We start from the raw sequence: 26,219 nt of genomic DNA on the forward strand, positions 1-26,219 counted from the left end.
ATGTGTAAACGCGCGGTTTTTGTCTGGCTCTGTATCACCCAGGCCAGGAGATACAAAGCCGTACAATTTTACGAACGACGCGGTAGCGTAATGGCGACATCCAGTCCGCCTCCGGCGCGGTTAGCCAGCCTGAGTTTGCCGTCCAGCTGTGCGGTCAGCTGCGCGGCAATCGCCAGGCCGAGTCCTGTCCCGCCGGTATCGCGATTACGCGAGGTTTCAACCCGATAAAACGGCTGCAGAACCGCCTCCAGTTCGGCTTCGGGTATTCCCGGCCCGTCGTCCACAATGTGAATCACCACCTCTTCGGCAGACGAAATATCAATGGCAATGACGGCACCGCCGCCGAACTTAAGCGCATTATCCAGCAGGTTAGTCATCACTCTACGAAGCGCCTGTGGACGCGTGACGATGGGCAAGCGGGTTTCGCTTGCCAGAAACTGCACGTTTTTACCAATGTCCTGATAGTCGCTGGCGATGCTGTTGACCCAGGCGTTCAGCTCCAGCTTCAGCGACGTTTCTTCCAGTGATTCTGATGACCGGGCATACGCGATACCCTCCCGCACCAGACGAGACATGCTATCAAGATCATTGAGGAGCTTGTCGCGTAGTTCCGGTTCCCCGGCCATTTCGACACGCAGCTTCATGCGAGTAATGGGCGTCTGGAGATCGTGGGAAATCGAGGCCAGGATCTGTGCGCGTTCCCGGAGATAAGACTGAATGCGCGCCTGCATGGCGTTGAAGGCATGCGCTGCCCGCTGCACCTCAAGCGGCCCCTTTTCCGTCATTGGCGTGCTGGCCGCCGGATCCAGCGCGTCCACCGCGCGGGTAAAGTGTGAAAAAGGCCGTACCACCTGCCGCACGGCGATCCAGGCGCAGACGGCCAGAACCAGCAGCTGCAGGACGAGAACGATCGGGAGCCAGCTGGCGACGGGCGGCATGCGCGGGATCAGGTCAATGGTCAGCGGCGCGCCATCGCGTAATGTAAGATGGGCCTGAATATGTGAAATGGCGCCGGGAACCGCGGTAAAGCTAAGCGGGTAATGCGCGGCAAGCGTCGCTTTTAAGGTTCGGATGGCATCTTGCGAACGCTTATCCGTCGGCGCTGCGCCGGGTTCCCCTGTACCCAGAATATAACGATAGTTACCTCGTTCAAGCCGAGGCAACCAGGCGGCGCGTTCGCTGGCCGGTAAGCGGTCTAAAATGGCGACGCTGGTTGCGACATCGTTTTCCAGATTACCGAGCATTACCGTGCGCGCGCTGTGCATGCGTTCAGTCATGACCAGCGTCAGGCTCAGGGCGTTAGCCAGCAGCAAACCGGACAGTACGACGATCAGCAAACGGGCCAGCAGAGAGCGTGGCCAGAACGTCATTCGTTAACCTCTTTGATGGTCACCGGCATCGTAAAGACGTAACCTTCGCTGCGCACGGTTTTGATATAGGCGGGCGTGCGGGCATCTTCATTGAGACGCTGGCGAACCCGGCTTACCAGCAGATCGACAGAACGTTCAAACAGTTCGGCGTCACGTCCCTGCGTCAAATTGAGCAATTGGTCACGGGTCAGCACGCGTTGCGGATGGTCCAGGAAAACGCGCAGCAGACGATACTCCGCCCCACTGAGTGCCACAATCACCCCTTCCGGGTCGATTAAGTGGCGAGCAACGGTATCGAGCTGCCATTCACCGAACATCACCAGCCGCCCTGCTTCTGTCACCTGTAGATTGGGCGGCATTGTGCGAAAACGCCGTAAAATCGCTTTAATGCGTGCCAGAAGCTCACGGGCGATAAACGGCTTCACCACGTAGTCATCCGCCCCCATCTCCAGACCCAGGATCCTGTCCGTCTCCTCATTGCGCGCCGTCAGCATCAGGATGGGCAGATCTTTATGTTTGCCGCTGCGTAGCTGCCGGCATAGCGTGAGACCGTCATCGCCGGGCATCATGACGTCCAGCACCACCAGGTCGATATGTTGTTTATCCAGTACGCTACGCATCTCTTTGCCGTTGGCCGCGCCCGTCGCGCGATAGCCAGACTTACCGAGATAATCGACAATCAGTTCACGAATATCCCTGTCGTCATCGACGACAAGGATGTGGTCAATATGTTCCACCGAACTCTCCAGACCGAAGGGTAACGTACTGAAAATAGCACATTTCACAGCTTATCCGCGTCGATAACTGCCTTGACGAAATCCTGTGGATCTTCCTGAGGCGGGTTATGCCCCACGGTTGCGCCGAAGGTGCGGTGCTCATATTTGCCGGTAAATTTAGCTGCATAGGCCTGCGGTGCCGGATGCGGCGCGCCGTTGTTGCCGCCTTCGATGGTGATCGTTGGGACGGTGATATTCGGCAGCGTGGCCAGTTTTTGCTCGTAGCGGTCGTATTTGCGCTCGCCTTTTTCCAGTCCTAAACGCCAGCGATAATTACTGAGCGTCACCGCGACGTGGTCCGGATTATCGAGGGATTTGGCGCTGGCGTTAAAGACCGCATCGCTAAATTTCCAGTCAGGCGAGGCCTGCGACCAGATTAAGCGCGCAAAGTCATGCGTGTTTTTGGCATAGCCTTCAGCACCGCGTGCGGTGGCGAAATAGAACTGATACCACCACTGCTGCTCTGCTTTTGGCGGCAGCGGCTGTTTGCCAATCTGCTGGCTGCTGATGAGATACCCGCTCACCGACACCAGTGATTTTACGCGTTCAGGCCACAGCGCCGCGACGATATCCGCCGTCCGGGCGCCCCAGTCATATCCTGCAAATACCGCCTGCCTGATATTCAGGGCATCCATCAGATTAACGATATCTTTCGCCATCGCCGAGGGCTGGCCGTTGCGCGGTGTGTTTGCTGACAGGAAACGCGTGGTACCGTAGCCGCGCAGAGACGGCACAATGACCCGGTACCCTTTTGCCGCCAGTGCGGGTGCAACCTCGGCATAGCTGTGAATATCGTAGGGCCAGCCATGCAGTAAAATAACCGGCTGACCGTCTTTCGGGCCAATGTCGACATAACCGACATTCAGATCGCCGGCGTTAATTTGCTGAGGATGATCAAAGGCTGCGGTGACGTTTGTGCCAGTGACTTCGGCCTGACAGGACATCACGGTGCCAAGCGAAACGGTCAGTGCGAGGGTTGAGTAAGCAAGTTTGCTGAACATGTTGGTATCTCCGGTTGAGTACAATTCACGGGGATATCACAACACCTCAATGTATAGCGGATATGTGCGAAAGCGGGTTTATTGCAAGCCTGTGTATGTATCCGGGACGCTGATACAGTGTGATACAAACACAGGCGCTGAAGTTTTAGAGGGAGAGACGATAGCGGACGTAATCGTCAGCTTCACCATATTTGTCATAGAGTTTACGCGCCGGGTTGTTTTCCCGGGTGACCCAGTACAGTTTCGACCACCCTTCGCGCTTGCCTTCCTCAATCAGCGCGTCAATGAGCGCCTTACCGGCTCCCGCCCCGCGTTCGGCAGCATCAACAAACAGATCTTCCAGGTAGCAGATGGGCGCGGTTGACCAGGTGCCTTCATGCAGAACACACATTGCGAAACCGATGACCTTTTCGTCCTTCTCCACGACCCGGCAGAACATCGATGAATGCGCTGAGAGCGCCCTTTCCCACGTCGCTGCGGTGACGGATTCCTCGAGGAAGCAATCATAAAAATGGGTGTAACCATCCCACAGCGGTCGCCATTGGGAATAATCCTCTGCGCGTAAAGGTCTTACCGTAACTGCCATGTTTTCCTCACATTACAGGTCAATTGCCATTTCAAAACAGCGTAAATCAGCCCCCGCCATACGCGAATGATGATTATGTTCTCTCAGCGTAACAAACCCAAGCTTCTGATAAAACGACTGGGCGTTAGGCGTCGCATCGAGCGTCAGGCGGGTTATCCCCCGGCTGCGGGCCTCATGTTTGAGTGCCTCAATAATCCGGGTCGCCATGCCTTTACCGAAGGCTGCAGGCAAGGTGAAAATCGCCTCCAGGCAATGGGTATCCAGATCGAGATAGCCGCTTGCCGCAACATCGCCCTTTTCATCTTCAACCACGTAAAAAGGGTATTCAATGACCATCTGCCGATAGCGTTCGGGCATCAGATCAGGCGTCCAGCGCGCAATGACCTCTGCGTCGTAACTGGTTTTACAGCCGTGACGAATCGCCTGGTTGCGAATATTCCAGAGTGTTTCGGCTTCCTGTGGCCTGGCTTTTCGTAATGTCATAAGCTCCCCCTTTAACGGCTTTTTAGCCGCATTTCCTGTGCCGATCTGGCAAGACGCTGAGTACGACAATAGAGCGTAAACAGCACAAAGCCGCTGCTGTTCATCACCACCCGACAAAGTAACAGCGCGAAAGATGCAATGACGAGTGGCCAGAGGCTTCCATCATGAGAAAGCAGGATATGTAGAACCTGAACGAGGGTCGTTATCAGCAGGATGATGAATAACGCCATAAAGCCCGACAATCCCGACGTCTTACCACGAGCCAGTAGTGCGCTTGTCACAATGAGCGCGCCTGTCATCGTCAATGATGGTAAGAAAAAGCTCAATGCATGATGTAAAGGAGACAAACCCTGCAACGTGCTGAGAAAAGGCAAAAGGTTTAACGCAAACGCCACTAAAAACAGAGGTAACAGCATAGCTACCGGATAAGGATTTTGACGCGGAAGCTCGCTGAGGGGGCGCGAAAAATACCGTTCCAGCTCGGGAGTGGGTCGGGTATCCCCACGGGTAACAGCTTCCTCTATCTCTCTGCCATGCTGCAAGAGATTCTGGAATACGCGTCCAACTAAAAGAGACAAAAATTCCATTAAAATTTCGCCATTAGAGATGCAACCCATCTTTGGTAGTGAATAACCACAGCACGTCTCAACAGAATGTGATAGAGATGAAAATACCAGAACGCAAACAAAAGCATAACGCCTAAATAGGGAGATCCGCGCATGACAATACCGACGCTCACGACAGAACGTTTACTGCTGAAACCGCTGGTTGCGGAAGATGCCGTCCAGATACAAACGCTGTATCCGCGCTGGGAGATTGTCCGCTATATGGTCTCTTCCGTGCCCTGGCCCTATCCGGATAACGGCGCGGAAAACTATGTCAACAACGTGGCGCTGCCGGATATGGCGAAAGGGATTGCCTGGTTCTGGAGCATCCGGCGACGTGAGGTGCCGGATGAATTGATGGGCATTATTTGCCTGTACGACGTCGAGGATAACAACCGCGGGTTCTGGCTCGCGCCGGAGTTCCAGGGTCAGGGATATATGCGCGAAGCCAGCATTGCCGCGACGGATTACTGGTTCAACACGCTAAACAAATCCGTTTTGCGGGCCCCGAAGGCCGCTGCTAACAGCCGCTCCCGTCGTATTTCAGACAGTAGCGGCATGCGGCTTATCAGGACGGAGAAGAAAGCCTACGTCAGCGGGATGCTGGACTCCGAGCTGTGGGAGATCACCCGCGACGAGTGGAACGCCCGTCAGGTCAGCTGATAGTGCTTATCCGGCACCAGCCTTTCCGGAATATTCTCCTCGTCGTTCATCTGCAGCAGATCGCGTTCCATCATGTTGCAGATGGCGTCCAGCGGCAGGTCGTTATCTTCGGTGCCAAACGGGTCTTCCAGCTCTTCCGCCAGGGTGTCCAGCGAGATAAAGGTGTATGAAATCAGCGCCGAGACAAAGGGCGTCATGTAGTGCAGATCCACAACCAGCGCAAACGGCAGCATGATGCAGAACAGATAGACCGTACGGTGCAAAATCAGCGTGTAGGCAAACGGTACTGGCGTGGTCGCAATGCGCTCGCAGCCGGACAGGACGATGGACATATCGTTCAGACGGTTGTTCAGGCTGTGAAACAGGATGTCTGAGAGTTGCCCGTTACGTCGCCGCACGGCCAGCCACTCCCCCATGATCAGTAAAATACGGTTCGCGGGCGCACTGGCCTTCATCACCTGACGTAAATCATCCGGAGAAAGATAGCGAGAGAGTTGATCTGCGTTTAGCTCCCGGCGCAGGGTCATCCGCAGGCAGTTGGCAAAAGCAATCTGCAGTCGCACGAATTCGCCGAGGTGCTTATCGTCAGGCAAGGTGTTTTTTACCTCGCGAAACAGCGAGCGTGCCGCTATCATCAACTGCCCCCAGAGCAGGCGAGCCTCAACGTAGCGTGAATAACAGGCGTTGTTTCGGAAACCCAAAAAGATAGCGATCGCCACGCCGAGAATGCTGAATGGCGCCACGGTAAATTTGATGCCCAGTGAGGTATACCACGGCAACATCAGGATAACGGCAATAGAAAGCAGGAAATTGAGCAGCAATCGGGTATAGATCTTAGGCAGTACCGAACCGTGCCAGACAAAAATCAGTTGTAGCCAGTGCTGTTTAGGACGAACGATCATAGTGAGTTTCAGGAAAGAAAAGAGCGAGGCTATTAAACGAGATCCCCGTCACCGTTGCAAGCTTGTTAACGGGGCATTGCATTTTCTCCCCTGATTAGCGAAATCCGCACAGTGCTGCATCTGCTTTTTAAAAACAAAGCCAATAGTATGTTGTAACTAAATAGATCGTATTCAAACCCGGCCGAAGCCGGGTGAACGCATTAGCAAAGCGGTTTAACCGCAGCGCGCATGCCCTTCAGCAGAATGGCATCCAGGTCCAGCGTGACCTGGTCGACAAGCCCACTCACCTGCGTCAAGTCCTGCTCCCAGTGTTCGCGTGCGCTGAGCACGGACTGTACCAGCTCACGGGTGCTCAACTGCCGATCGCGGTGCTGCGCCCAGAGCTGCTGATAGCTTTCCAGCCAGCACGCATCATCCTGCACCGGATAGCTCTCCCCGTCACGCTCCGCGCGGTAGAACGCGATCAACGCGGCTAAGGCAAACGTCAGACGTGCCGGTAATTGCCCCGTTGCCTTCTGCCCTGCCAGCAGCTGCGGCAGGATGCGGGTACGGTATTTGGTCATACCGTTAAGCGCAATGGAAAGCAGCTGGTGTCTGATGTAAGGGTTACGAAAACGCCCAGTCACCGCACTGGCGAAAGATTCCAGCTCGTTACGCGGCAAATCGAGGACCGGAATGATCTCCTGATAAATTGCTTTTTCGACGAACGCGCAGATCTCCGCATCATTCATCGCCTCGCCTACCGTATCCAGCCCGGCCTGGAAGGCGACCGGCACCAGCGCCGTATGCGCCCCGTTCAGAATGGCAACCTTGCGTTCTTTGTAGGGCCTGATGTCGTCGACAATCCGTACATTTAGCGGGTACTTATCCAGACGAAGTTCGCGGGCAAGGGATGCAGGTCCCTGAATAACAAACAGATAGAAGTGTTCGGCCGTGTCCAGGAACCCATCGTGATAACCCAGCTCAGCTTCAAGCGCAGCCGCTTCGTCACGTGGATACCCCGTCACGATACGGTCAACCAGCGTCGAGCAGAAGCTGTTGGCGTCATTGAGCCACTGAATAAAGGCGGCGGGCAGCGCCCACTCCTGCGCATAGCGCAAGACGAGTTCACGCAGTGCGTCACCGTTGTAGTCAATCAACTCGCAGGGAATGATGATCCAGCCCTTGTCAGCCGCACCGTTGAAGTGGCTAAAGCGCTCAAACAGCAGACGCGTCAGCTTCGCCGGGTAGCTCACCGCTGGGGCATCGTCGAACCGGTCACCCTCGTGGTAGCTGATACCCGCTTCGGTGGTATTCGAGAAAACAAAGCGCATATCCGGATTGTGTGCCAGCTTCAGGAACGCATCATACTGATTGTAGACGTCGATTTCCCGGTTAACGGAGCGGATAAGCCGGCTCGCGGTAACCGCCTCACCCTTCTCATTCAGACCACGAATGAGCGTGGTATAGAGACCGTCCTGCGTATTCAGTGACGGCGGGAAGTCGCTCTGAATCGGACGGACGATAACTACGCCGGCGTTAAGATCGGTATGTTCGTTTAACAGGTCAATTTGCCAGTCGACAAACGCGCGCAGGAAGTTGCCTTCACCAAACTGAATGATGCGTTCGGGATACAGAGCACCGGGAAAATCGCGACGGTTGAGCGTGTTCACAAGAGGTTCCTTTTATGATTAGTCATACAGCCTGATAAGATTGGTACGATAACTTATCAAAACTTAACGACCAGAAACCCTGTTTTGATCAATACGTCGCGTAGTTGTGCAGAAAAATTATAAGGACTTATAAAACACGGACGTGGATGTCATGGCACCGTCCGGCATCAGGGCATAGCGCGGGATCTCACCAACCTTTTGCCAGCCGGCACGCTGGTAGAAAGTCTCGGCCCCGCTGCCGGTGGAGGTATCGAGCACCAGCACCGAAATCTCTCTGGCTCTGGCCTCAGCTTCCAGCGCTTCCATCAATGCCATCGCGGCCCCTTTCCGGCGCGCTTTCTCGTGGACCAGCAGCTTCGCCACATCGGCGCGATGCGGCTGGTTTTCCGGCTGATCTGTGATCAGCTGCACCGTTCCGATGATGCCGTCCTGCGCATCGACGCAGGCAAGCACCAGTCGCTCGCCACGCGCGACGCTTTCGGCAATACCGCGCCAGAAAATACGGGCCTTATCCAGGCCATAAGGAAGCATAAAGCTGACGGATGCCCCGCCGTTTACGCAGTTTTCGAGGATCCCGGCCAGCGCATCAAGATGGGTGAGGATCTCTTCCCGGGTGAGATTTTTGATTTGCAGTGAGGTATTCATTGTTTTTCCTTACGTTGAATACACTCACTTTGTATTTAACAACTTATTAACGCAAGCGGAATGGACATAGGCTTTTGTTATGTCACCGGGCGCGCTGGCGCTGCTGTTTCATGGCGTACATCTTTTCATCGGCATCTTTTAACCACTGCTGCAGGTCGTTGCCGTTATGATCGAATTCGCTAAGCCCCCATGAGAACTGAAGCGACCAGGGATGCAGCTTGCGGGCGTTATAGTGTTCCACCTGCTCAGCGAGATACTGCATGGCTATCCAGGCGCCCTGCTCGTCGGTATCCGCAAACAGCACGGCGAACTCGTCCCCGCCAAAACGCACCAGCAGATCCGCTTCACGGAAAGAAGCACGCATCAGTTGCGCCATGACTTTCAGCGCCTTATCACCCTCTTCATGCCCGTAGCGATCGTTAATCTCCTTAAAGCGATCCAAATCCAGCCAGCCGAGCGTGAGCGGCTCAGCCCGGCGCCGGGCAACAGAAAGCGTGAACCGCACCAGCTGATTAAAGCCCCGACGGTTGAATAAACCCGTTAATTCATCCGTTGTCGCCGCGCTGATAGCGGCAAACTCATCTTCAGCCAGCGCGCCAAGATCCCCCAGCACCGCGAGATCGGCCGCTGAAAACTCCCTGGGCGCGTAGTCAATCAGGCAGAGCGAGCCCACGCTCGCGCCGTCACGCAGGCGCAGCGGGAAGCCCGCGTAAAAACGCACGCGAGGTTCACCGGCCACCAGCGGATTATCCGCAAAACGATCGTCCTGCAGCATATCCCCCACCACCAGCGGTGCTTCGGTGAGGATCGTATGGCCACAAAACGAAATGTTACGCGGTACGGAATTGGGTGCCTGCCCGTCGGCCGACTTCACAATAAGTGAATGCTCATCAATCAGATTGACCATCGCCAGCGGCACCTGGAAGAAGCGCTTTGCAAGACGTGTTAACCGGTCAAACGCCGGGGAGCTGTCTATCTCAAGCAAACCGGATTCGCGCAGCGAGTTCAGTCTGTCTGTTTCATTTTCAGGGGTTGCAGGTGCTTTCATAATGTCTCCTGACGTAAAGCGTTACTAAAAGCGTAGCTTAAACAGAGACATTGTCAGTGTTCGAACATCCTGTTAAGCCGCTTGCTATTCACGTCAATGCCTTATGACGATTAACGCAGCTATATTTCACTCCCGGAGGTCGCGGCAACTTGCTCGTCCGACATCCGGGCACTGGTACGATTTCGACCCGCTTTTTTTGAACGATAAAGATGATCGTCCGCTTCGGCCATCAACGTGTTGAAGACCTCGGTCAACTGCCATGACTCAGACTTTCCGCTTCCGAGGCCAATACTGACCGTCAGATAGAGCGTCTGGTGGCGCCACGTAAAAGGATGGCTGGCGACGGTGGTTCTGATACGTTCCGCCAGTTCATAACCGTTTTGCGAATTACCAGAGTTTACCACCACCGCGAACTCTTCCCCGCCCATTCGCGCAACCATGCCGTCTTCGCCGACAACCTGTTGAACCTGTCTGGCAAATGACGCCAGCACGCGGTCACCACACTCGTGGCCATAGTTATCATTAATGCTTTTAAAGTAATCGATATCCAGCAGCATGACGGTCAGAAAACGCGAGTGCCGGTGCGTCTCTTCGTGTTTTAACGCCTCATAAAGCCCGGAACGCGAGTAAACATGCGTTAAGAAGTCATAATCCGCCCGCAGGGAAACCTGACGGATCAGGGAATTAATGGCAGCCATGCTGACGGAGACCATCACCGGACAGATCGCCATCGTGGCAATACCCAGCCGGGCAGAAAACATCATTGGGGTGGTAAACGGCGTCGCCACGGCAATATTAATCACCGAGTTGGCAACCAGAATAATTTCAATGGCACCCGTCACAAACGTCAGCAAGCAGGTCACAGGCAATGGGTAGCGTACCGCACACCAGATAAGCGCAGGCAGAGGAAAAGAGAGGCTCCCCGCTCCGCCGATCACCACCGACGCGACCACCGAGACAATTAGCGCAATAACCGGTAACAGTTGCTCCAGACGCAACCTGAATTCGCGCACGGGCATGCCCAGCGTGAGCATACACGGCACAACAAGCACCCCGGTTGAGAACTGCTCGCTAAACCAGTCGGCGAACAACGGCCAGAACGTATGACTGTCAATCCCGACCGAACCTACCGCGCCGAGCAACGCGCACAGCAGCGCGGCAATCAGACAGTAGTTGAACAGGCGTAATGCGTTAAGCGGATCGGGGGTTTTCTTCATCAGCCGCTTGTCACGCTGAACCAGCACGGCCACAACGACGATAAAGACCATGTTAGACAGGTTGATCACCACGGAGGCCATCCCCCAGCTGGTCGTGACCGCGTCGTACATCAGCATCGCGACATAGGATACCGCATAGTAATGCAGGCGATTCAGGAAAACATATCGGGCAAAGATCCCTGCCATCACGCCATTGAGTGGCCAGAACAGCGACAAGGCCTCCACGAGACGTAATTCCGCGCCCACAAAATAGAACAAGGTGGTGAGGATAAAGATCGTCGATGCATTTCGCAGCGGCGTGTCAGGCTGGAACGGTCTGAAAGCGGTAAGAGCAGAACGCATTAAATATCATTCCATATGAAAGCTTATGGCAATTATTGCGGTCGTCAGCACGATCGGAGCTCACTTAAGATGCATCTATAACACAAATACAGCGGGATCATAACTCGTCAAATTTAGGCGTTCATCTGCAGTACCAACCAGTGGTGAATAACGCTGACGATATACTGCTGCTGCTGTGCGGTGAGCTGAACACCGTGTGGAATATTATGCCATTTTGCCAGGCAGCCCCGACAACAGGTGGCGGTAGCATGCTGGGCGATAAACACCGGGTGACCGCGCATGGGCGTCTGTTTCCCGTCGTTTGCAGGTTGTGCAGGGGCAAGACGCTTTTCGACAAAATCCGCGGCATGCCGGTCAATGGTATCCGGGCCTTTGTCCCAGCAGTACTGCCGTTCCTTATCGCCTAAGCGAAAGCGCGAGCGAAACGTCGATCGCGCCAGACGGGAAAAAAGAGGATCCAGGTCAGACATCAGTAGACTGAACGTCCCATACGCTGGGTCAGTTTCTCCAGAACCGCCACACCGGCAAGCGAATTTCCGGTTTCATCCAGCTCCGGGCTCCAGACCGCAATCGCCATTTCATGCGGCACAATAGCCACGACTCCGCCACCGACGCCCGATTTAGCCGGGAGACCAACGCGCCAGGCAAACTCGCCGGCGTTTTGATACATCCCGCTGGTCGCCATCAGCGCGTTAACCTGGCGAGCCTGCAGAGGTGAAACCACCTCCTGATCGAGATGCGGCGCGTGCCCCTGATGCGCCAGGAACAGGAACGTCTGAGCCAGCTCAACGCAGCTCATCTTCAGGGCGCAGTAATGGAAGTAGTTTTGCAGGACGGTCGCCACGTCGTTATGGAAATTGCCGAAGGATTTCATCAGCCACGCGATGGCCGCGTTACGGGCGGAATGTTCGAATTCCGAGCGGGCCACCACCGGATCGTAGGCAATGTCGTCGACGCCCGAAAGCTGGCGCACGATCTCCAGCATTCGCTGACGCGGCGCGCTGAGTCGGCTTTGCAGCATATCGCAGACCACCAGCGCCCCGGCGTTGATAAAGGGATTTCGCGGTTTACCCTGTTCTATCTCGAGCTGAAGCAGCGAGTTAAAAGGCTGGCCGGACGGATCTTTGCCCACCCGCTGCCAGATCTCGTCTTCTTCATACTGGCGCATCGCCGCAACCAGACTGAGCACTTTCGAAATGGACTGAATGGAAAAACGTTCTGTTGCATCCCCTGCCTGGTATCGCTGTCCGTCGATGGTACAGATAGCAATGCCCAGCTTATTCCCGCTGACCGAGGCAAGGGCCGGAATATAGTCGGCAACCTTCCCCTTTCCAATTAACGGACGAACCTGCGCCAGAATCTCGTCCAACATCTCATTATGGATGACCGCAGCCACACTTTGCTCCTTGCCCTCAGGCTAAAACGGGCTGCGAGTATAACAGAGGCTTATGTATTGCGTCAGGCGCTAAGACGAAAACGCGAAACGGCCTGCAATAAAAGATCGGATTGCTTTTGCAGACGTTCAGAAGCATCCGAGGCGTCAGAGACCAGCAAATCCGTCTGACGGGAGACCTGGTTCAGCGCCTGAAGCTGACGCGTCATCTGGTGAATACTGTCTCCCTGGCTGAGCGTGGCGGTGGAGATCTCATTAAGCAAACTGCTTAAATTGCCCACCAGACCGGTGACCTGCTGCAGATTCTCTTCCATCAGGGTGACGGCACGAGAACCGTCTTCAATCCCCTGCACCGAGCGGTTGATCAGCTCCTGAATGGTCTGCGTTGAGTGGCTGCTCTTTCTGGCCAGCAGCCCAACCTCCCGGGCAACGACGGCAAATCCGCGCCCCTGATTTCCGGCATGGGCCGCCTCAATGGCGGCATTCAGCGCCAGGATGTTCGTCTGAAACGCCACGCTGTCGATCATCGCCACGATCCCGCGCATCTCTGACGATCGCTCGACGATCGCCTGCATGGACGCGTTTACGGTCGACATCATCTGGTCTCCCCCCACGGCTGCCTGGCGCGCTTCATCGGCCCGGGAGCTGGCGAGTCTGGCATACCCGGTATTGCCTTCAACGTGGCTTTCCAGCGCCGCGATATGCGCCGTCACATCTTCAAGCTCTTTCGCCTGGCGTGCCGACTGCTGATACAGCTTCTGATTACCCTGAGCCAGAGCATCAATGTTCTCCACCATGGTCGCCGTGGCATGGCTGACCTGCGTCACCAGCTGCTGCAGGCCAAGCTGCATCGTGGCGATACTGTCGCTAAGCTGCCCAATCTCGCGATTGAAACGCATAACGTTCGGCGGCGTGCCGGAGAGATCCCCTGCTGCCAGCCGGTTGATATGCGCGATGAGCCGACGCAGCGGTGTAATCACCCATCGGGACATACCGAACCAGACGACAGCGGCGATGGCGACTAACAGCACCGGGGCAAACAGGAATAACGTTTGCAGGTCGGAGAGTTGCGCCATGAGGCTCTGACGCCCCTGCATCGCCTGCTTCTCGCTTGCCTGCTGATAGCGCGCATAGTTGTCGTTAAAATCCGTCTGAAACGCCTGCGCCGGGACGGCAAAAAAAGCGTCGATGGTGTTGGTTTTGACCAGACCTTCAGCCTGCTCTTTGATCGCACCGTAGAAAAGTTGATAGCTGTTCACCAGCGCGTCGTCTTTCGGCGGATTCAGCGCCAGCCAGGCCTTCCATGCCTGCTGCGAAACCGTCAGCGCCTTTTGCGCGTCATCCATCAGGCTATGCCAGCTTCCGTCGGAGCCGGTCTCTTTATCCTGCATAAACCAGACGCCGGAGCGGTTGAGGAGATCGCTTGCGGCCAGCAGAGAGACGCGAGCCAAATCCAGCTTGCTCTGCTGCTGCCAGGCCAGCAGGTTGTGCTGCTCGTTGCGCTGGGCTTCGTTCAGGGAGGCATTAAGCAGGAGTGACGAGGAGAGCTGCAGCGCGGAGAAAAGGCCAATGATGCAAAAGATACCCGTCAGCAGGCCAAAGTGACGGGGGGTGAGACGCTGCGCAATACGGCGGAAAATTTGCGTTAGGTTCATAATTAGCTTCATTTACAAGGCGTTAGACGCGAGCGAGTCTACGAAATGAAAATGACAGAACCATTGCAGAATAGTGACAACGGCCCTCGCGATGAGGGCCGAAAATAAGGATTACACGCGATCCTTCCACACCGTCTGCGCATTACAGAACTCGTGCAAGCCAAAGTGGGAAAGCTCGCGGCCAAAGCCGCTTTTCTTCACGCCGCCAAAGGCTACGCGCGCATCGCTGGCGCTAAAGCCGTTGATAAACACCCCACCGCACTCCAGCTCGCGGGAGAAGGTCTCTGCCAGCGCATCACTGGCGGTAAAGACCGTGGCTGACAGACCAAAATCGCTGTCGTTGGCCAGCATCAGGGCGTGCTCCGCGTCTTTCGCGACCGTAATGGCCGCGACCGGACCAAACAGCTCCTGACGGAACGCCGTCATCGACGGGGTGACATTCGCCAGCACGGTTGGCGCATAATAATTCCCCTCGCCGCTGATTTTCTCACCGCCCAGCAGCAACGTTGCCCCTTCTGCCAGCGTCGCCTGTACCTGCTGATGCAGTTCATCGCGCAGATCAAAACGCGCCATCGGGCCCAGATAGTTTTCTTCCTGGTCCGGCGCACCCAGCTTCAGGGCCGCAACCGCATCGACAAAGCGTTGGGTAAAGGTGCCCGCAATACCTTCTTCCACAATGAAGCGTTTGGCCGCCGCGCACACCTGTCCGGTATTCTGGTAGCGGCCTGTTACCGCCGCCTTCACGGCAAGATCCAGGTCGGCATCGTTGAGAACGATGAACGGGTCTGAGCCGCCCAGTTCAAGAACGCATTTCTTCAGCGCGGCCCCCGCCTGAGCACCAATGGCTGCCCCGGCACGCACGCTGCCGGTGACGGTCACCGCCGCAATACGACGATCGTTAATCGCCTGGCTGACGCCGTCGTTGGTGGCGTTCACCCAGCCGAACACGCCTTCAGGAAAACCCGCATCCGCAAAAATCTGCGCGATAAGATCCGCCGAGCCGAGCACGTTGGGCGCGTGTTTGAGCAGATAGCTGTTCCCTGCCAGCAGAATCGGCACCGCGCCGCGCAGCACCTGCCAGAGCGGGAAGTTCCACGGCATTACCGCGAGGATCGGCCCCAGCGGACGGTATTCAATAACCGCGTTCTGGTTTTCCACCTGCGTGGGTTCCGCACGCAGCATCGCCGGGCCGTGCTCGGCGTACCAGTCGCACAGGCCGGCGGATTTCGCCACTTCCGCCCGCGCCTGCTGGATGGGTTTGCCCATTTCACGGGAGATCGTCTGCGCCATCTCTTCAGCGCGATGACGCAGCGCGGCACCAAGATCGCGCAGCTTTTGCGCCCGGTGGGAGACGCTTTCGCGACGCCACTGGCGATAGCCCGCGTCGGACTGAGAAATCGCGCGTTCAACCTGTTCCGGCGTCGCCCACGGATACGCGGCGAGGGTTTCACCCGTGGCCGGGTTGACAGAGAAGGCATGTGTTGCAGAGGAATAAGTCATAGTGTTCTCCACGTTTTTCGGTTGATTAATTGTGGCCCACTCTGCTATTTCTTAAAAATGAATAATACTAACCACCTTATTCACGAAACGAGAACATTATGGATTTAACCCAGCTTGAGATGTTTAACGCCGTCGCGCTGACGGGCAGTATCACCCAGGCGGCGCAAAAGGTGCATCGCGTGCCGTCTAACCTGACGACCCGCATCCGCCAGCTGGAAGCCGATCTGGGCGTTGAGCTGTTTATTCGTGAGAACCAGCGTTTGCGTTTATCCCCGGCCGGGCATAACTTCCTGCGCTACAGCAAGCAGATCCTCGCGCTGGTGGATGAAGCGCGCATGGTTGTCGCGGGGGATGAGCCGCAGGGCTTATTTGCCCTCGGCGCGCTGGAAAGTACTGCCGCCGTGCGCATTCCTGAAACGCTGGCACAGTTTAACCAGCGCTATCCGCGCATTCAGTTTGCCCTTTCGACCGGGCCATCCGGGACGATGATTGATGGCGTACTGGAGGGAACCCTGAGCGCCGCCTTCGTCGACGGGCCGCTGTCGCACCCGGAGCTGGAAGGAATGCCGGTCTACCGGGAAGAGATGATGCTGGTCACGCCTGCCGGGCATGTGGAGGTGACGCGCGCCGCGCAGGTCAGCGGCAGCGACGTGTATGCCTTTCGCGCCAACTGCTCGTATCGCCGACACCTGGAGAGCTGGTTTCACGCTGACCGCGCCGCGCCCGGTCGCATTCATGAGATGGAATCCTATCACGGCATGCTCGCCTGCGTTATTGCGGGCGCGGGCATCGCGCTGATGCCGCGCTCGATGCTGGAGAGTATGCCTGGACATCATCAGGTGGAAGCCTGGCCGCTGGCAGAAAACTGGCGCTGGCTCACCACCTGGCTGGTGTGGCGACGCGGGGCGATGACCCGCCAGCTGGAGGCCTTTATAGCGCTGCTAAACGAACGTCTTCAACCAGCGCCTTCTCCATAAACAGGCTGAGCGGATCGTCAACGTACGGGGCAAACGCCGGGCGCAAATCGTATCCGCACTGTTCATAAAGACGCACCGCGGCATGCTGCTTGATGCCCGTCTCCAGCCGTACCGTATGGCAATGACGGCTCAGAGCTTCATCTTCCAGGGCGGCCAGCAGCGTCTCTCCCAGATGCTGGCCACGATGGGCCGGATCAATATAGACCCGCTTCATCTCGCCCGTACCGTCGCCGTTGAGCACGATAGCGCCACAGCCAACGGCCTGAAGCTGCTGGTCGCGAATGATCATCAGGATCAGCGAGGCTTCCGGCAGCGCAGCCAGATCGAGCAGATGATTACTTTCAGCGGGATAGAGTTCGCTCTGATAGCGGTCAAGCGCCGCGATCAGGCTAAGAATGTCCGGGTGACGTGCAGATTCAGAGGTAATGGAATACATGGCAGGCTCCTTGCTTTTTTATGAGGCTAAATTTCAACATAGCGCAGGCCTGCCAGGGTGCTTCATAGTATTAACTTATCGCTCCGCCCTGTTAGCGCAAAAAAACACGCCCTTTCAGATACAGGGTGGCCTGACCGCCGATCAGCACGCGGTCGCCCTTCAATTCGCAGCGCAGATCCCCGCCACGGTGTGACACCTGGCGGGCATTGAGTGACGTTTTACCCAGCTTTTCGCTCCAGTAAGGGATCAGCATGCTGTGGGCAGATCCGGTAACCGGATCTTCGGGCACCCCTTCGCCCGGGCAGAAAAAGCGGCTGACGAAGTCATATTTATCGCCCGGCGCCGTCACGCAGATCATTTTATCCAGCGGAAGCATTGCCCCAATATCCGGCGTTAACGCTTCTACCTGCTGCTGGCTCTCCAGCACCACCAGGTAATCACGTCCAACGCGCACCTCTTTTGCCTCTGTGATGCCCAGACCGCTAAACAGCAGCGCAGGTGGGTTCTCGACCACCTCCGTTGACCACGCGGGGAAGTTCAGCGTCAGCCAGTCGCCGCTGCGTTTAACCGTCAGCTCGCCCACGAAGCGCGTGGTGAAGGTGATTTCAGTGTGCGGATAGTCAAGGTATTCGAAAATAACGTGCGATGCGGCAAGCGTGGCATGGCCGCACAGGTTAATTTCATCCAGCGTGGTAAACCAGCGCAGCTCAAACCCACCGTCGGTACGGACGAAAAAGGCGGTTTCAGACTGGTTATGCTGCTGCGCCATTTTGAGCAGCGTCTCGTCCGGCAGCCACTCTTCCAGAGGACATACCGCTGCCGCGTTGCCGCCAAAGGTTTTGTCGCTGAAGGCATCCACCAGATAAAAATCAATTTCCTGCATTGTCTCTTCCTCTCTTGTTATGGGTATTTAGCGCAGAAAAACTGTGCCTTTCAGATAAAGTGAAGCCTGTCCGCTCATCAGCACGCGCGAGCCTTTCAGTTCACAGCGCACGTCGCCGCCGCGCGCGGAAACCTGACGGGCAAGCATGGCTGTTTTCCCCAATTTTTCGCTCCACCAGGGAATTAGCATGGTGTGCGCGGAGCCGGTGACCGGATCTTCCGGTACGGAAACGCCGGGGGAGAAAAAGCGGCTGACAAAATCGTATTCCCCCTCACCGCGCGCCGTCACGCTCACCTTATGCTCGCCCGGCGTCATCGCCGAAAAGTCCGGGGCGAGGGCCTCGACCTGCTGGCGATTTTCCAGAACGATGACCCAGGCGCGCCCTTTCCGGGCTTCAACGTAGCGGCTGATACCCAGCGCCGAAAGCATTTCCGGCGGAGGCGTTTCTTCATGGATTGGGCATGCCGGGAAGTCCAGCGTCATCCAGTCCCCCTCCCGGGTGACCGTCAGGCGGCCAGAGGCGGTATCAAAATGGATCCGCGCGTCCGGGTAATCCAGCTCGGTAAACAGTACGTGCGCCGCCGCCAGCGTAGCGTGACCGCAGAGATTGACTTCGCTAAGCGTGGTAAACCAGCGTAGCTCAATGCCCCCTTTGCTGCAGACGAAAAACGCCGTTTCCGACTGATTATGCTGCTGCGCCATCTTCAGCAAGATCTCATCGGGTAACCATGCTTTCAGCGGGCACACGGCGGCCGGATTACCGCCAAACGTGGTATCGCTGAACGCATCGACCAGATAAAAATCAATCTCCTGCATTGTCTTACCGCCTGTTTTTATTGTGTTGTTCTTTTATATTCAATGAAAACAGCGTCCCCGGCTACCGCTTTCATAAGGTAAATATTGAGATCTGCGTCACATAATGGTTGAGTTTTCGCCGTTCGACGTTTTAAGATCGTCTCCTCCTCTTTTCAGCAACGAATCTCAGACATCCCTATGACAACGAACACAGTTTCCCGCAGGGTCGCGTGGCTACGCGTGGTCACGCTGGCAGTTGCCGCGTTTATTTTTAATACCACAGAATTTGTGCCGGTTGGGCTATTGTCTGACATCGCTGACAGTTTCCAGATGGAAACGGCGCAGGTGGGCATTATGTTGACCATCTACGCCTGGGTGGTGGCACTGATGTCTTTGCCGTTTATGCTGCTGACCAGCCAGATGGAGCGGCGCAGGCTGCTGATCGGTCTGTTTGTCTTGTTCATTGCGAGCCATGTGCTGTCGTTTATGGCGTGGAATTTTACGGTGCTGGTCATGAGCCGAATCGGCATCGCCTTTGCCCATGCGGTGTTCTGGTCGATTACCGCGTCGCTAGCGATTCGCCTGGCGCCGGCGGGTAAACGCGCCCAGGCGCTGGGCCTGATTGCCACCGGTACCGCACTGGCGATGGTGCTGGGTCTGCCAATCGGCCGCATCGTGGGGCAATACTTCGGCTGGCGCACGACCTTCTTCGCCATCGGTATGGGCGCGCTGGCGACGCTGTTATGCCTGATTAAACTGCTGCCCGCGCTGCCGAGCGAACATTCCGGCTCGCTGAAAAGCTTGCCGCTGCTGATGCGTCGCCCTGCGCTGCTGAGCATCTACCTGCTGACTGTAATCGTCGTGACGGCCCACTACACGGCGTACAGCTATATTGAACCGTTTGTGCAGGTGGTGGCGGGCTTTAGCGCCAACTTTGCCACCGTCTTACTGCTGATCCTCGGCGGCGCGGGCATTATCGGCAGCGTGCTGTTTGGCAAGCTGGGTAACCGGCACGCCTCCCTGCTGGTGAGCAGCGCCATCGGCCTGCTGCTGGGCTGTCTGCTGTTATTGATGCCCGCCGCGGGCAGTGAAAGCCATCTGGCGATCCTCAGCCTGTTCTGGGGCGTGGCGATCATGATTATTGGCCTGGGTATGCAGGTGAAGGTGCTGGCCCTGGCGCCGGATGCGACGGACGTCGCCATGTCGCTGTTCTCGGGGATTTTCAATCTGGGCATTGGCGCGGGGGCGCTGGTGGGAAATCATGTCATCCTGCACGTGTCGATGTCGGCGATTGGCTATCTGGGGGCTATTCCGGCCCTGGTGGCGCTGATCTGGTCGGTACTCATCTTCCGTAAGTGGCCGGTGGCGCTGGAGGAACAGGGGCAGCACGGGTGAGGGTTGTTGGTGCCGGGTGGCGGCTTCGCCTTACCCGGCCTACGTTATTACGATTTGTAGGCCGGGTAAGCGCAGCGCCACCCGGCAATGAACTTAATGATAGGTCTTAATAATCTCCAGCACGCCGTTAATAATAAACTGCACGCCCATACAGACCAGTAAGAAGCCCATCAGACGGGAAATTGCCTCGATACCGCCCTTACCTACCCAGCGCATAATGGCGCCGGAGCTGCGCAGCGACACCCACACGATAAGACCGATAATCGCAAAAATCAGCGGTGGCGCAACCGTCAGTACCCAGTCCGGGAAAGTTGCGCTGTCACGCACCGTTGACGCGGAGCTGATGATCATCGCGATGGTCCCCGGCCCCGCCGTGCTCGGCATGGCAATCGGCACAAAGGCGATATTCGCACTCGGTTCGGTTTCCAGCTCTTCCGATTTGCTGGTCGCTTCCGGCGACTCATGCGCTTTTTGCGCCGGGAACAACATGCGGAAACCAATAAAGGCCACAATCAGCCCCCCGGCGATACGCAGACCAGGGATGGAAATCCCGAAGGTATTCATCACCACCTGTCCGGCGTAATAAGCCACCATCATGATGGCAAACACATACACCGAGGCCATCATCGACTGATGGTTGCGCTCTGCGCTGTTCATGTTCCCTGCCAACCCGAGGAAAAGCGCCACCGTCGTTAACGGGTTAGCCAACGGCAGCAAGACCACCAGCCCAAGGCTGATTGCTTTAATTAAATCCAACATAGTGCGTTGTCGTCCTTATCCATATTTAACACAGCAATTATAGGGGGAAAGTGTGACATTCAGCCATGGGGGCAACGTAACGATTATTTTCCTTCAGAAAAGATAACTGTCAGTTATCTCTATGATTTGAAAGACCTCAAAAAAAGTTCATGAAACGTTTTAGCAATTCGTGGCATCGGCTGATTCATTCAGTTGACTTATACTTGCCTGAGCAATAATATCTGCCGTGACTAACTACTTGCCAGGGCAACCATTGTGAAAAGCACCAGTGATATCTTTAACGACGTTGTTCCGCTGGGTCGTCTTATTCATATGGTCAATCAGAAAAAAGATCGCCTGCTCAATGACTACCTGTCACCGCTGGATATCACCGCAACACAGTTCAAAGTGCTGTGTTCCATTCGCTGCGAAGTGTGTATCACGCCGGTTGAGCTGAAAAAGGTGCTCTCTGTCGATCTGGGTGCGTTAACCCGCATGCTCGATCGTCTCGTCTGCAAAGGATGGATAGAACGAAGCCCTAACCCGAATGACAAACGCGGCGTACTGGTGAAGCTAACCAGCGATGGCGCGGCCATGTGCGAGCAATGTCATCAATTAGTAGGACAAACACTGCATCAGGAACTAACAAAAAACTTAACGGCAGATGAAGTGGCAACCCTTGAGCTTCTGCTGAAGAAAATCCTGCCGTAAACAGAAAAAAAGAGGTATGACGATGTCCAGACGCAATACTGACGCTATCACCATTCATAGCATTTTGGACTGGATCGAGGATAACCTGGAATCGCCGCTCTCCCTTGAAAAAGTGTCAGAGCGTTCGGGTTACTCCAAATGGCACCTGCAACGGATGTTCAAAAAAGAGACCGGTCATTCATTAGGTCAATATATTCGCAGCCGCAAGCTGACGGAAATTGCCCAGAAACTGAAAGAAAGCAATGAGCCGATCCTTTATCTGGCGGAGCGTTACGGATTTGAATCACAGCAAACCCTGACGCGTACGTTCAAGAACTATTTTGACGTGCCGCCTCATAAGTACCGAATCACCAGCGTGCCGGGCGAATCCCGATACCTGTATCCGTTAAAACACTGTAGTTAATCATCGCCTGTAACAGACGTAACCGAGGAAATCATGAAAGTTATCGCCTCCGCCGCCCTCGCCTTGCTGGTGCTGTTCTCCAGCCAGACCTTCGCGGAGCAAACCCCTCGTGCAACGCAGCAAAATAATCCTGATACGATGATTTTGCCGTCAGCACATGACCAGTCGCCTTATGATTTCAACCACATGGGTGCTGGTAGCGACAAATCCGACGAATTAGGCGTGCCTTATTATAATCAGCACGGCTTCTGATTCGTTTTTGCCCCGCAGATGCGGGGCTTTTTTTATGCCTTTTCGCTTACCCGCGTCGTCCGACGAACCCGCAGACCAAACACGTTAATGTACAGCCCGGCCATGATCAGCACGGCACCCAACAGCTGCAGCGCGCTTAGCGTTTCATCCAGCAATATCGCCGCACTGGCAAGTCCTACCACCGGCACCAGCAGAGATAACGGCGCGACGCGCCAGGTCTCATACCGCCCCAGCAGAGATCCCCAGATCCCGTAGCCCACAATGGTGGCGACAAAGGCCAGATAGACGAGAGACAGGATCGTGGTCATATCGATGTCGACCAGACTGTTCAGCATCACCGCCGGACCGTCCAGAATACTCGACGCCAGCAGAAACGGAATAACCGGGATCAGTGCGCTCCACACCACCAGCGACATCACCGCCGGGCGCGCCTCGTGCTGCATAATCAGCTTGTTGAAGATATTCCCGCAGGCCCAGCTCAGCCCTGCCGCCAGCGTCAACATAAACCCGAGCAGCGCCACATGCTGACCATTCAGGCTGGCCTCGATCAGCACCAGCACGCCGAACACCGCCAGGGTGATCCCCGCCAGCTGTTTGCCCTGCAGACGCTCGCCAAACACAAATGCGCCGAGAATAATGGTAAAGAACGCCTGCGCCTGTAACACCAGCGAGGCAAGACCCGCCGGCATACCGAACTTGATGGCGCAAAAGAGAAACGCGAACTGGCCAAAGCTAATGGTCAGACCGTAGCCCAGCAGCAGTTTAAAGGGGATCTTTGGACGCGCCACAAAAAAGATGGCCGGGAAAGCGACCAGCATAAAGCGTAAACCGGCCAGCATCAGCGGCGGCATGTTATGCAGCCCCAGCTTAATGACCACAAAGTTGAGCCCCCATACTACGACCACCAGCAATGCCAGCAGCCCGTCTTTCCGCGTCATATCCCGCCCCTGAATTATTAATAATTTGTTAACACTTCAAGGTAACAGAAAAAAGTACGTCACGAGAAGATCATTATTTCTGGCAGGCAGCTGAAGCACTTAGGGATAAATCAGGTGCTATACAAGCCCCTTATGTCATGGTAATCCTGTTAACACACATCTAATAAAAGCATAAGCAACTGTCGGGCAGGAATATGAAACCATCTCTCAGGCGCTCAACCGCAGCGCTGCTGGCATCGTCATTGTTGTTAACCATCGGTAGAGGGGCAACGCTGCCGTTCATGACCATCTATCTCACGCGCGTCTACAGCATGAGCGTCGAGAATATTGGTTATGCCCTGACCGTGGCGCTGACCATTGGCGTGGTATTCAGCCTGGGATTTGGCATTCTGGCCGATAAGTTTGATAAAAAACGCTACATGCTGATCGCGATTGTGGCGTTTATCGCCGGCTTTGTGGCGATCCCGCTGGTCAATAACGTTACGCTGGTGGTGCTGTTCTTTGCGCTGATTAACTGCGCCTACTCCGTCTTTTCGACGGTGCTGAAAGCCTGGTTCTCCGACGTACTGACGTCCAGCCAGAAGGCGCGGGTCTTCTCGCTGAACTACAGCTTCCTGAACATTGGCTGGACGGTCGGCCCGCCGATTGGCACCCTGCTGGTGATGTACAGCCTGCAGCTGCCGTTCTGGCTGGCAGCCTTCTGTGCCGCCCTGCCGCTGGGCTTTATCCATTTCTTTGTGCAAAAAAGCGTGGCGTTAGATACCGCAGAGGAGAAGACGCCCTGGCAGCCGTCGGTCTTGCTGAAAGACCGCGCACTGTTCTGGTACACGCTCTCTGGCCTGCTGGCGTCCTACGTGGGTGGATCGTTCGCGAGCTGTATTTCGCAATACGTTCTGGCCGCACATGCGGACAGTGATTTCGCCGAAAAGGTGGTGGCCGTGGTGCTCCCGGTCAACGCTGCCGTGGTGGTGACGCTGCAATATGCGCTGGGCCGCAAAATCTCAGCCAGCAATATCCGCCCGCTGATGACCCTTGCCACTCTGTTTTTTATCGTGGGACTGGGCGGCTTTATGCTCTCCGGGGAAAACCTGGTTTACTGGGGCATCGCTGCCGCCATTTTCACGCTGGGCGAGATTATCTATGCGCCGGGTGAATACATGCTGATCGACAACATTGCGCCACCGGGTATGAAAGCGAGCTATTTCTCCGCGCAGGCGCTGGGTTGGCTCGGCGCGGCGGCAAACCCGATGATCACCGGTATCATCCTGACCAACCTGCCGCACTGGTCCTTGTTTGTGATCATGATGGTCGCCATCGCCATGGCCTGGCTGATGATTTTGCGCGGGATGAGCGTGAAAAGTGAAGATAGCGTGTCGGGTGGCGCTGCGCTTACCCGACCTACAAAACCCTAATCGTAGGCCGGGTAAGGCGAAGCCGCCCCCCGGCAAAAGCAAAAAACTAGTGGTGCAACATCTCCTCCACCACCTGCTCTTTATACATCTCGTTCGGGTAATAGGTCGGCCAGTTGTCCATCTCTTTCAGCAGCGCCTCCTGAGAAGTGTTGCCCATGAAGATATGGAAGTGAGACGAGGCCTTCGGTCCGATGGTATGGTCGCTAAACTGCACGAACTTCGGCGCCTTGCTAGCGACGTCCTTACACTCAAACAGATAGCGAACGCCTTTCTTACCTGACGCGTAGGTCAGAATTTTGTAGCCGCTGTAATCATACTGACACCGGCTGACCGCTTTGCCCTGATGGAATTCCATCACGTTATTTTCGATGCCGATGGCATCCACGTCCGTCGCATATCCCGTGCGGTAGTAGGCTTTCACCTCATCAAAGGATTTGCTTTTATCCTTCTGCGCTTTCTGCTTAAAGACCGGATCCAGCGAACCATCGAGCAGGAACGGATAGACCGACTGCCAGGTGCCGTCCCAGTCAGACAGCGTTCTGTCCTTCACGTCTTTATCCTCAAACACGCCGTTCGCCGCCTTCTGTTCCGCTTCGGTCATCTGATGGCCGTGCGAGTGAGCAAACAGCTGGCCGCTGACCAGCAGCGCTCCCAGAGTCATGGCAAATTTTCCAATATGTGCAGCCAAAGTAACGCCCTCATTCCGTTTTATAAGAATAAGAATGTTATATTATAACATTTCAGATCGCAACCAGGCCGCGCACGCCCTCCTGCTCCATGTTTTCGCCCCGCCCGCGCTGAATAATGGTGCCGCGGGACATCAGCAGATAGCTGTCGGCCAGCTCGGCGGCAAAGTCGTAAAACTGCTCCACCAGCAGGATCGCCATGTCACCTCTGTTTGCCAGGGTACGGATCACGTGGCCGATCTCTTTAATAACGGAAGGCTGTATGCCTTCGGTCGGTTCATCCAGGATCAGCAGCTGCGGACGGCTCGCCAGCGCGCGCCCAATCGCCAGTTGCTGCTGCTGCCCGCCGGAGAGATCACCCCCGCGACGATGCTTCATCTCTTTGAGCACCGGGAACAGCTGCCAGATCTCCTCCGGTACCTGCTTCGCCTCGCGGGCGGAAAATCGCGACAGTCCCATCTGGAGGTTCTCCTCCACGGTCAGGCGCGGGAAAATCTCCCGTCCCTGCGGGACATACGCCACGCCAGACTGTACCCGCTGGTGCGGTTTACTGTGGGTGATCGTTTTTCCCTGCCAGATGACCTCCCCGGTTTTCGCCGGGATCAGCCCCATCAGACACTTCAACAGCGTGGTTTTCCCCACGCCGTTGCGACCCAGCAGACAGGTGACTTCGCCGGTGACGGCCTCAAAGCTCACGCCGCGCAGGATATGACTGCCGCCGTAATACTGATTCAGTTCGTTGACCTGTAACATTC

General features: G+C 55.9%; 29 protein-coding genes. 7 read left to right on the plus strand and 22 right to left on the minus strand.

The features are described from left to right. Positions 1–68: 68 nt before the first annotated feature. The 6 genes from BMW97_RS02765 to BMW97_RS02790 all read right to left on the minus strand — a co-directional run bounded on the left by BMW97_RS02765 (position 69) and on the right by BMW97_RS02790 (position 4,803). Positions 69–1,370 carry an ATP-binding protein gene (locus BMW97_RS02765; protein ID WP_045910550.1) on the minus strand — a complete coding sequence of 434 codons (1,302 nt, stop codon included), beginning with the start codon at positions 1,368–1,370 and terminating at the stop codon, positions 69–71. Then, positions 1,367–2,107, minus strand: a complete 741-nt coding sequence (locus BMW97_RS02770; RefSeq protein WP_045910549.1) for a response regulator — start codon at positions 2,105–2,107, stop codon at positions 1,367–1,369. The genes BMW97_RS02765 and BMW97_RS02770 overlap by 4 nt, the downstream gene beginning before the upstream one ends. A gap of 44 nt (positions 2,108–2,151) precedes the next feature. Further along, positions 2,152–3,147, minus strand: a complete 996-nt coding sequence (locus tag BMW97_RS02775; RefSeq protein WP_045910548.1) for an alpha/beta fold hydrolase — start codon at positions 3,145–3,147, stop codon at positions 2,152–2,154. A 145-nt stretch (positions 3,148–3,292) separates the two neighbouring features. Then, positions 3,293–3,733, minus strand: coding sequence for a GNAT family N-acetyltransferase (locus tag BMW97_RS02780; RefSeq protein WP_045910547.1), 441 nt, complete (start codon positions 3,731–3,733; stop codon positions 3,293–3,295). 12 nt (positions 3,734–3,745) lie between these two features. After that, positions 3,746–4,216: a GNAT family N-acetyltransferase gene (locus BMW97_RS02785; protein WP_045910546.1), complete on the minus strand. Its 471-nt coding sequence runs from the start codon at positions 4,214–4,216 to the stop codon at positions 3,746–3,748. Positions 4,217–4,227: 11 nt separating this feature from the next. Then, positions 4,228–4,803, minus strand: a complete 576-nt coding sequence (locus BMW97_RS02790) for a hypothetical protein (protein ID WP_045910545.1) — start codon at positions 4,801–4,803, stop codon at positions 4,228–4,230. Between the two features lie 132 nt (positions 4,804–4,935). Here BMW97_RS02790 and BMW97_RS02795 point away from each other — a divergent pair, with 132 nt between their 5' ends. Next, positions 4,936–5,484 (plus strand): GNAT family N-acetyltransferase, encoded by a 549-nt coding sequence (locus BMW97_RS02795; protein WP_045910544.1) that lies wholly within the window; start codon positions 4,936–4,938, stop codon positions 5,482–5,484. Here the strand turns inward: BMW97_RS02795 and BMW97_RS02800 are convergent. The 9 genes from BMW97_RS02800 to sad form a co-directional block, all read right to left on the minus strand. After that, on the minus strand, positions 5,472–6,386 hold the full coding sequence (locus BMW97_RS02800) for a bestrophin family protein (RefSeq protein WP_045910543.1): 915 nt from the start codon (positions 6,384–6,386) through the stop codon (positions 5,472–5,474). The two genes, BMW97_RS02795 and BMW97_RS02800, sit on opposite strands and share 13 nt — an antisense overlap. A 200-nt stretch (positions 6,387–6,586) precedes the next feature. Next, on the minus strand, positions 6,587–8,038 hold the full coding sequence (locus tag BMW97_RS02805) for a tagaturonate reductase (RefSeq protein WP_045910542.1): 1,452 nt from the start codon (positions 8,036–8,038) through the stop codon (positions 6,587–6,589). A gap of 117 nt (positions 8,039–8,155) precedes the next feature. Next, positions 8,156–8,683 (minus strand): GNAT family N-acetyltransferase, encoded by a 528-nt coding sequence (locus BMW97_RS02810; protein WP_045910541.1) that lies wholly within the window; start codon positions 8,681–8,683, stop codon positions 8,156–8,158. Positions 8,684–8,765: 82 nt separating this feature from the next. Then, entirely contained in the window at positions 8,766–9,731 is a 966-nt protein-coding gene (locus tag BMW97_RS02815; protein WP_045910540.1) for a sensor domain-containing diguanylate cyclase, read from the minus strand. A 119-nt stretch (positions 9,732–9,850) separates the two neighbouring features. Continuing rightward, positions 9,851–11,290, minus strand: coding sequence for a GGDEF domain-containing protein (locus BMW97_RS02820; RefSeq protein WP_045910539.1), 1,440 nt, complete (start codon positions 11,288–11,290; stop codon positions 9,851–9,853). 113 nt (positions 11,291–11,403) lie between these two features. Further along, positions 11,404–11,760, minus strand: a complete 357-nt coding sequence (locus BMW97_RS02825; protein WP_045910538.1) for a DUF4186 domain-containing protein — start codon at positions 11,758–11,760, stop codon at positions 11,404–11,406. Beyond that, the gene (glsB, locus tag BMW97_RS02830; RefSeq protein WP_045910537.1) at positions 11,760–12,686 is read right to left on the minus strand and encodes a glutaminase B; all 927 of its coding nucleotides are present in this window, start codon (positions 12,684–12,686) and stop codon (positions 11,760–11,762) included. Before glsB ends, BMW97_RS02825 begins: the two co-directional genes overlap by 1 nt. A 62-nt stretch (positions 12,687–12,748) precedes the next feature. Next, a complete protein-coding gene (locus BMW97_RS02835) occupies positions 12,749–14,338 on the minus strand; it encodes a methyl-accepting chemotaxis protein (RefSeq protein WP_045910536.1) in 1,590 nt (529 codons plus the stop codon). 111 nt (positions 14,339–14,449) lie between these two features. Continuing rightward, the gene (gene sad, locus BMW97_RS02840) at positions 14,450–15,838 is read right to left on the minus strand and encodes a succinate-semialdehyde dehydrogenase (RefSeq protein WP_045910535.1); all 1,389 of its coding nucleotides are present in this window, start codon (positions 15,836–15,838) and stop codon (positions 14,450–14,452) included. A gap of 98 nt (positions 15,839–15,936) precedes the next feature. Between sad and BMW97_RS02845 the strand changes: the two genes are divergently transcribed. After that, positions 15,937–16,815 carry a putrescine utilization regulator PtrR gene (locus BMW97_RS02845; protein ID WP_032674777.1) on the plus strand — a complete coding sequence of 293 codons (879 nt, stop codon included), beginning with the start codon at positions 15,937–15,939 and terminating at the stop codon, positions 16,813–16,815. On the opposite strand, the gene BMW97_RS02850 is transcribed toward BMW97_RS02845, so the two are convergent. The 3 genes from BMW97_RS02850 to BMW97_RS02860 form a co-directional block, all read right to left on the minus strand. Continuing rightward, positions 16,769–17,251, minus strand: coding sequence for a GNAT family N-acetyltransferase (locus BMW97_RS02850; protein WP_024908460.1), 483 nt, complete (start codon positions 17,249–17,251; stop codon positions 16,769–16,771). The two genes, BMW97_RS02845 and BMW97_RS02850, sit on opposite strands and share 47 nt — an antisense overlap. Before the next feature lie 91 nt (positions 17,252–17,342). Beyond that, on the minus strand, positions 17,343–18,134 hold the full coding sequence (locus BMW97_RS02855) for a PhzF family phenazine biosynthesis protein (protein ID WP_024908451.1): 792 nt from the start codon (positions 18,132–18,134) through the stop codon (positions 17,343–17,345). 27 nt (positions 18,135–18,161) lie between these two features. Then, a complete protein-coding gene (locus BMW97_RS02860; protein WP_045910534.1) occupies positions 18,162–18,950 on the minus strand; it encodes a PhzF family phenazine biosynthesis protein in 789 nt (262 codons plus the stop codon). Between the two features lie 177 nt (positions 18,951–19,127). On the opposite strand from BMW97_RS02860, the gene BMW97_RS02865 reads away from it, so the two are divergent. After that, entirely contained in the window at positions 19,128–20,324 is a 1,197-nt protein-coding gene (locus BMW97_RS02865; protein ID WP_090392517.1) for a sugar transporter, read from the plus strand. Positions 20,325–20,417: 93 nt separating this feature from the next. On the opposite strand, the gene BMW97_RS02870 is transcribed toward BMW97_RS02865, so the two are convergent. Beyond that, positions 20,418–21,083, minus strand: a complete 666-nt coding sequence (locus tag BMW97_RS02870; protein WP_032651801.1) for a MarC family NAAT transporter — start codon at positions 21,081–21,083, stop codon at positions 20,418–20,420. Between the two features lie 255 nt (positions 21,084–21,338). Between BMW97_RS02870 and marR the strand changes: the two genes are divergently transcribed. Genes marR through marB form a run of 3 tightly spaced genes read left to right on the plus strand, consistent with a single transcriptional unit; the run spans position 21,339 to position 22,428 of the window. Beyond that, positions 21,339–21,773: a multiple antibiotic resistance transcriptional regulator MarR gene (marR, locus tag BMW97_RS02875; RefSeq protein WP_008502236.1), complete on the plus strand. Its 435-nt coding sequence runs from the start codon at positions 21,339–21,341 to the stop codon at positions 21,771–21,773. 22 nt (positions 21,774–21,795) lie between these two features. Further along, positions 21,796–22,176, plus strand: a complete 381-nt coding sequence (gene marA, locus BMW97_RS02880; protein WP_008502237.1) for an MDR efflux pump AcrAB transcriptional activator MarA — start codon at positions 21,796–21,798, stop codon at positions 22,174–22,176. A 33-nt stretch (positions 22,177–22,209) separates the two neighbouring features. Then, positions 22,210–22,428: a multiple antibiotic resistance protein MarB gene (gene marB / locus BMW97_RS02885; RefSeq protein ID WP_008502238.1), complete on the plus strand. Its 219-nt coding sequence runs from the start codon at positions 22,210–22,212 to the stop codon at positions 22,426–22,428. 32 nt (positions 22,429–22,460) lie between these two features. Here the strand turns inward: marB and eamA are convergent, their stop codons facing one another. Next, the gene (eamA, locus tag BMW97_RS02890) at positions 22,461–23,366 is read right to left on the minus strand and encodes an O-acetylserine/cysteine exporter (RefSeq protein ID WP_021242508.1); all 906 of its coding nucleotides are present in this window, start codon (positions 23,364–23,366) and stop codon (positions 22,461–22,463) included. A gap of 194 nt (positions 23,367–23,560) precedes the next feature. Here eamA and ydeE point away from each other — a divergent pair, with 194 nt between their 5' ends. After that, positions 23,561–24,778 (plus strand): efflux MFS transporter YdeE, encoded by a 1,218-nt coding sequence (gene ydeE / locus BMW97_RS02895; RefSeq protein WP_045910532.1) that lies wholly within the window; start codon positions 23,561–23,563, stop codon positions 24,776–24,778. 46 nt (positions 24,779–24,824) lie between these two features. On the opposite strand, the gene zinT is transcribed toward ydeE, so the two are convergent. After that, positions 24,825–25,466 (minus strand): metal-binding protein ZinT, encoded by a 642-nt coding sequence (gene zinT, locus BMW97_RS02900; RefSeq protein WP_045910531.1) that lies wholly within the window; start codon positions 25,464–25,466, stop codon positions 24,825–24,827. Positions 25,467–25,518: 52 nt separating this feature from the next. Beyond that, positions 25,519–26,217, minus strand: coding sequence for an urea ABC transporter ATP-binding subunit UrtE (urtE, locus tag BMW97_RS02905; RefSeq protein WP_045910530.1), 699 nt, complete (start codon positions 26,215–26,217; stop codon positions 25,519–25,521). Positions 26,218–26,219: the final 2 nt, after the last annotated feature.

Source organism: Enterobacter sp. NFIX58, assembly GCF_900110475.1.
In the GTDB taxonomy this organism is placed as follows: Bacteria; Pseudomonadota; Gammaproteobacteria; order Enterobacterales; family Enterobacteriaceae; genus Enterobacter; species Enterobacter quasiroggenkampii.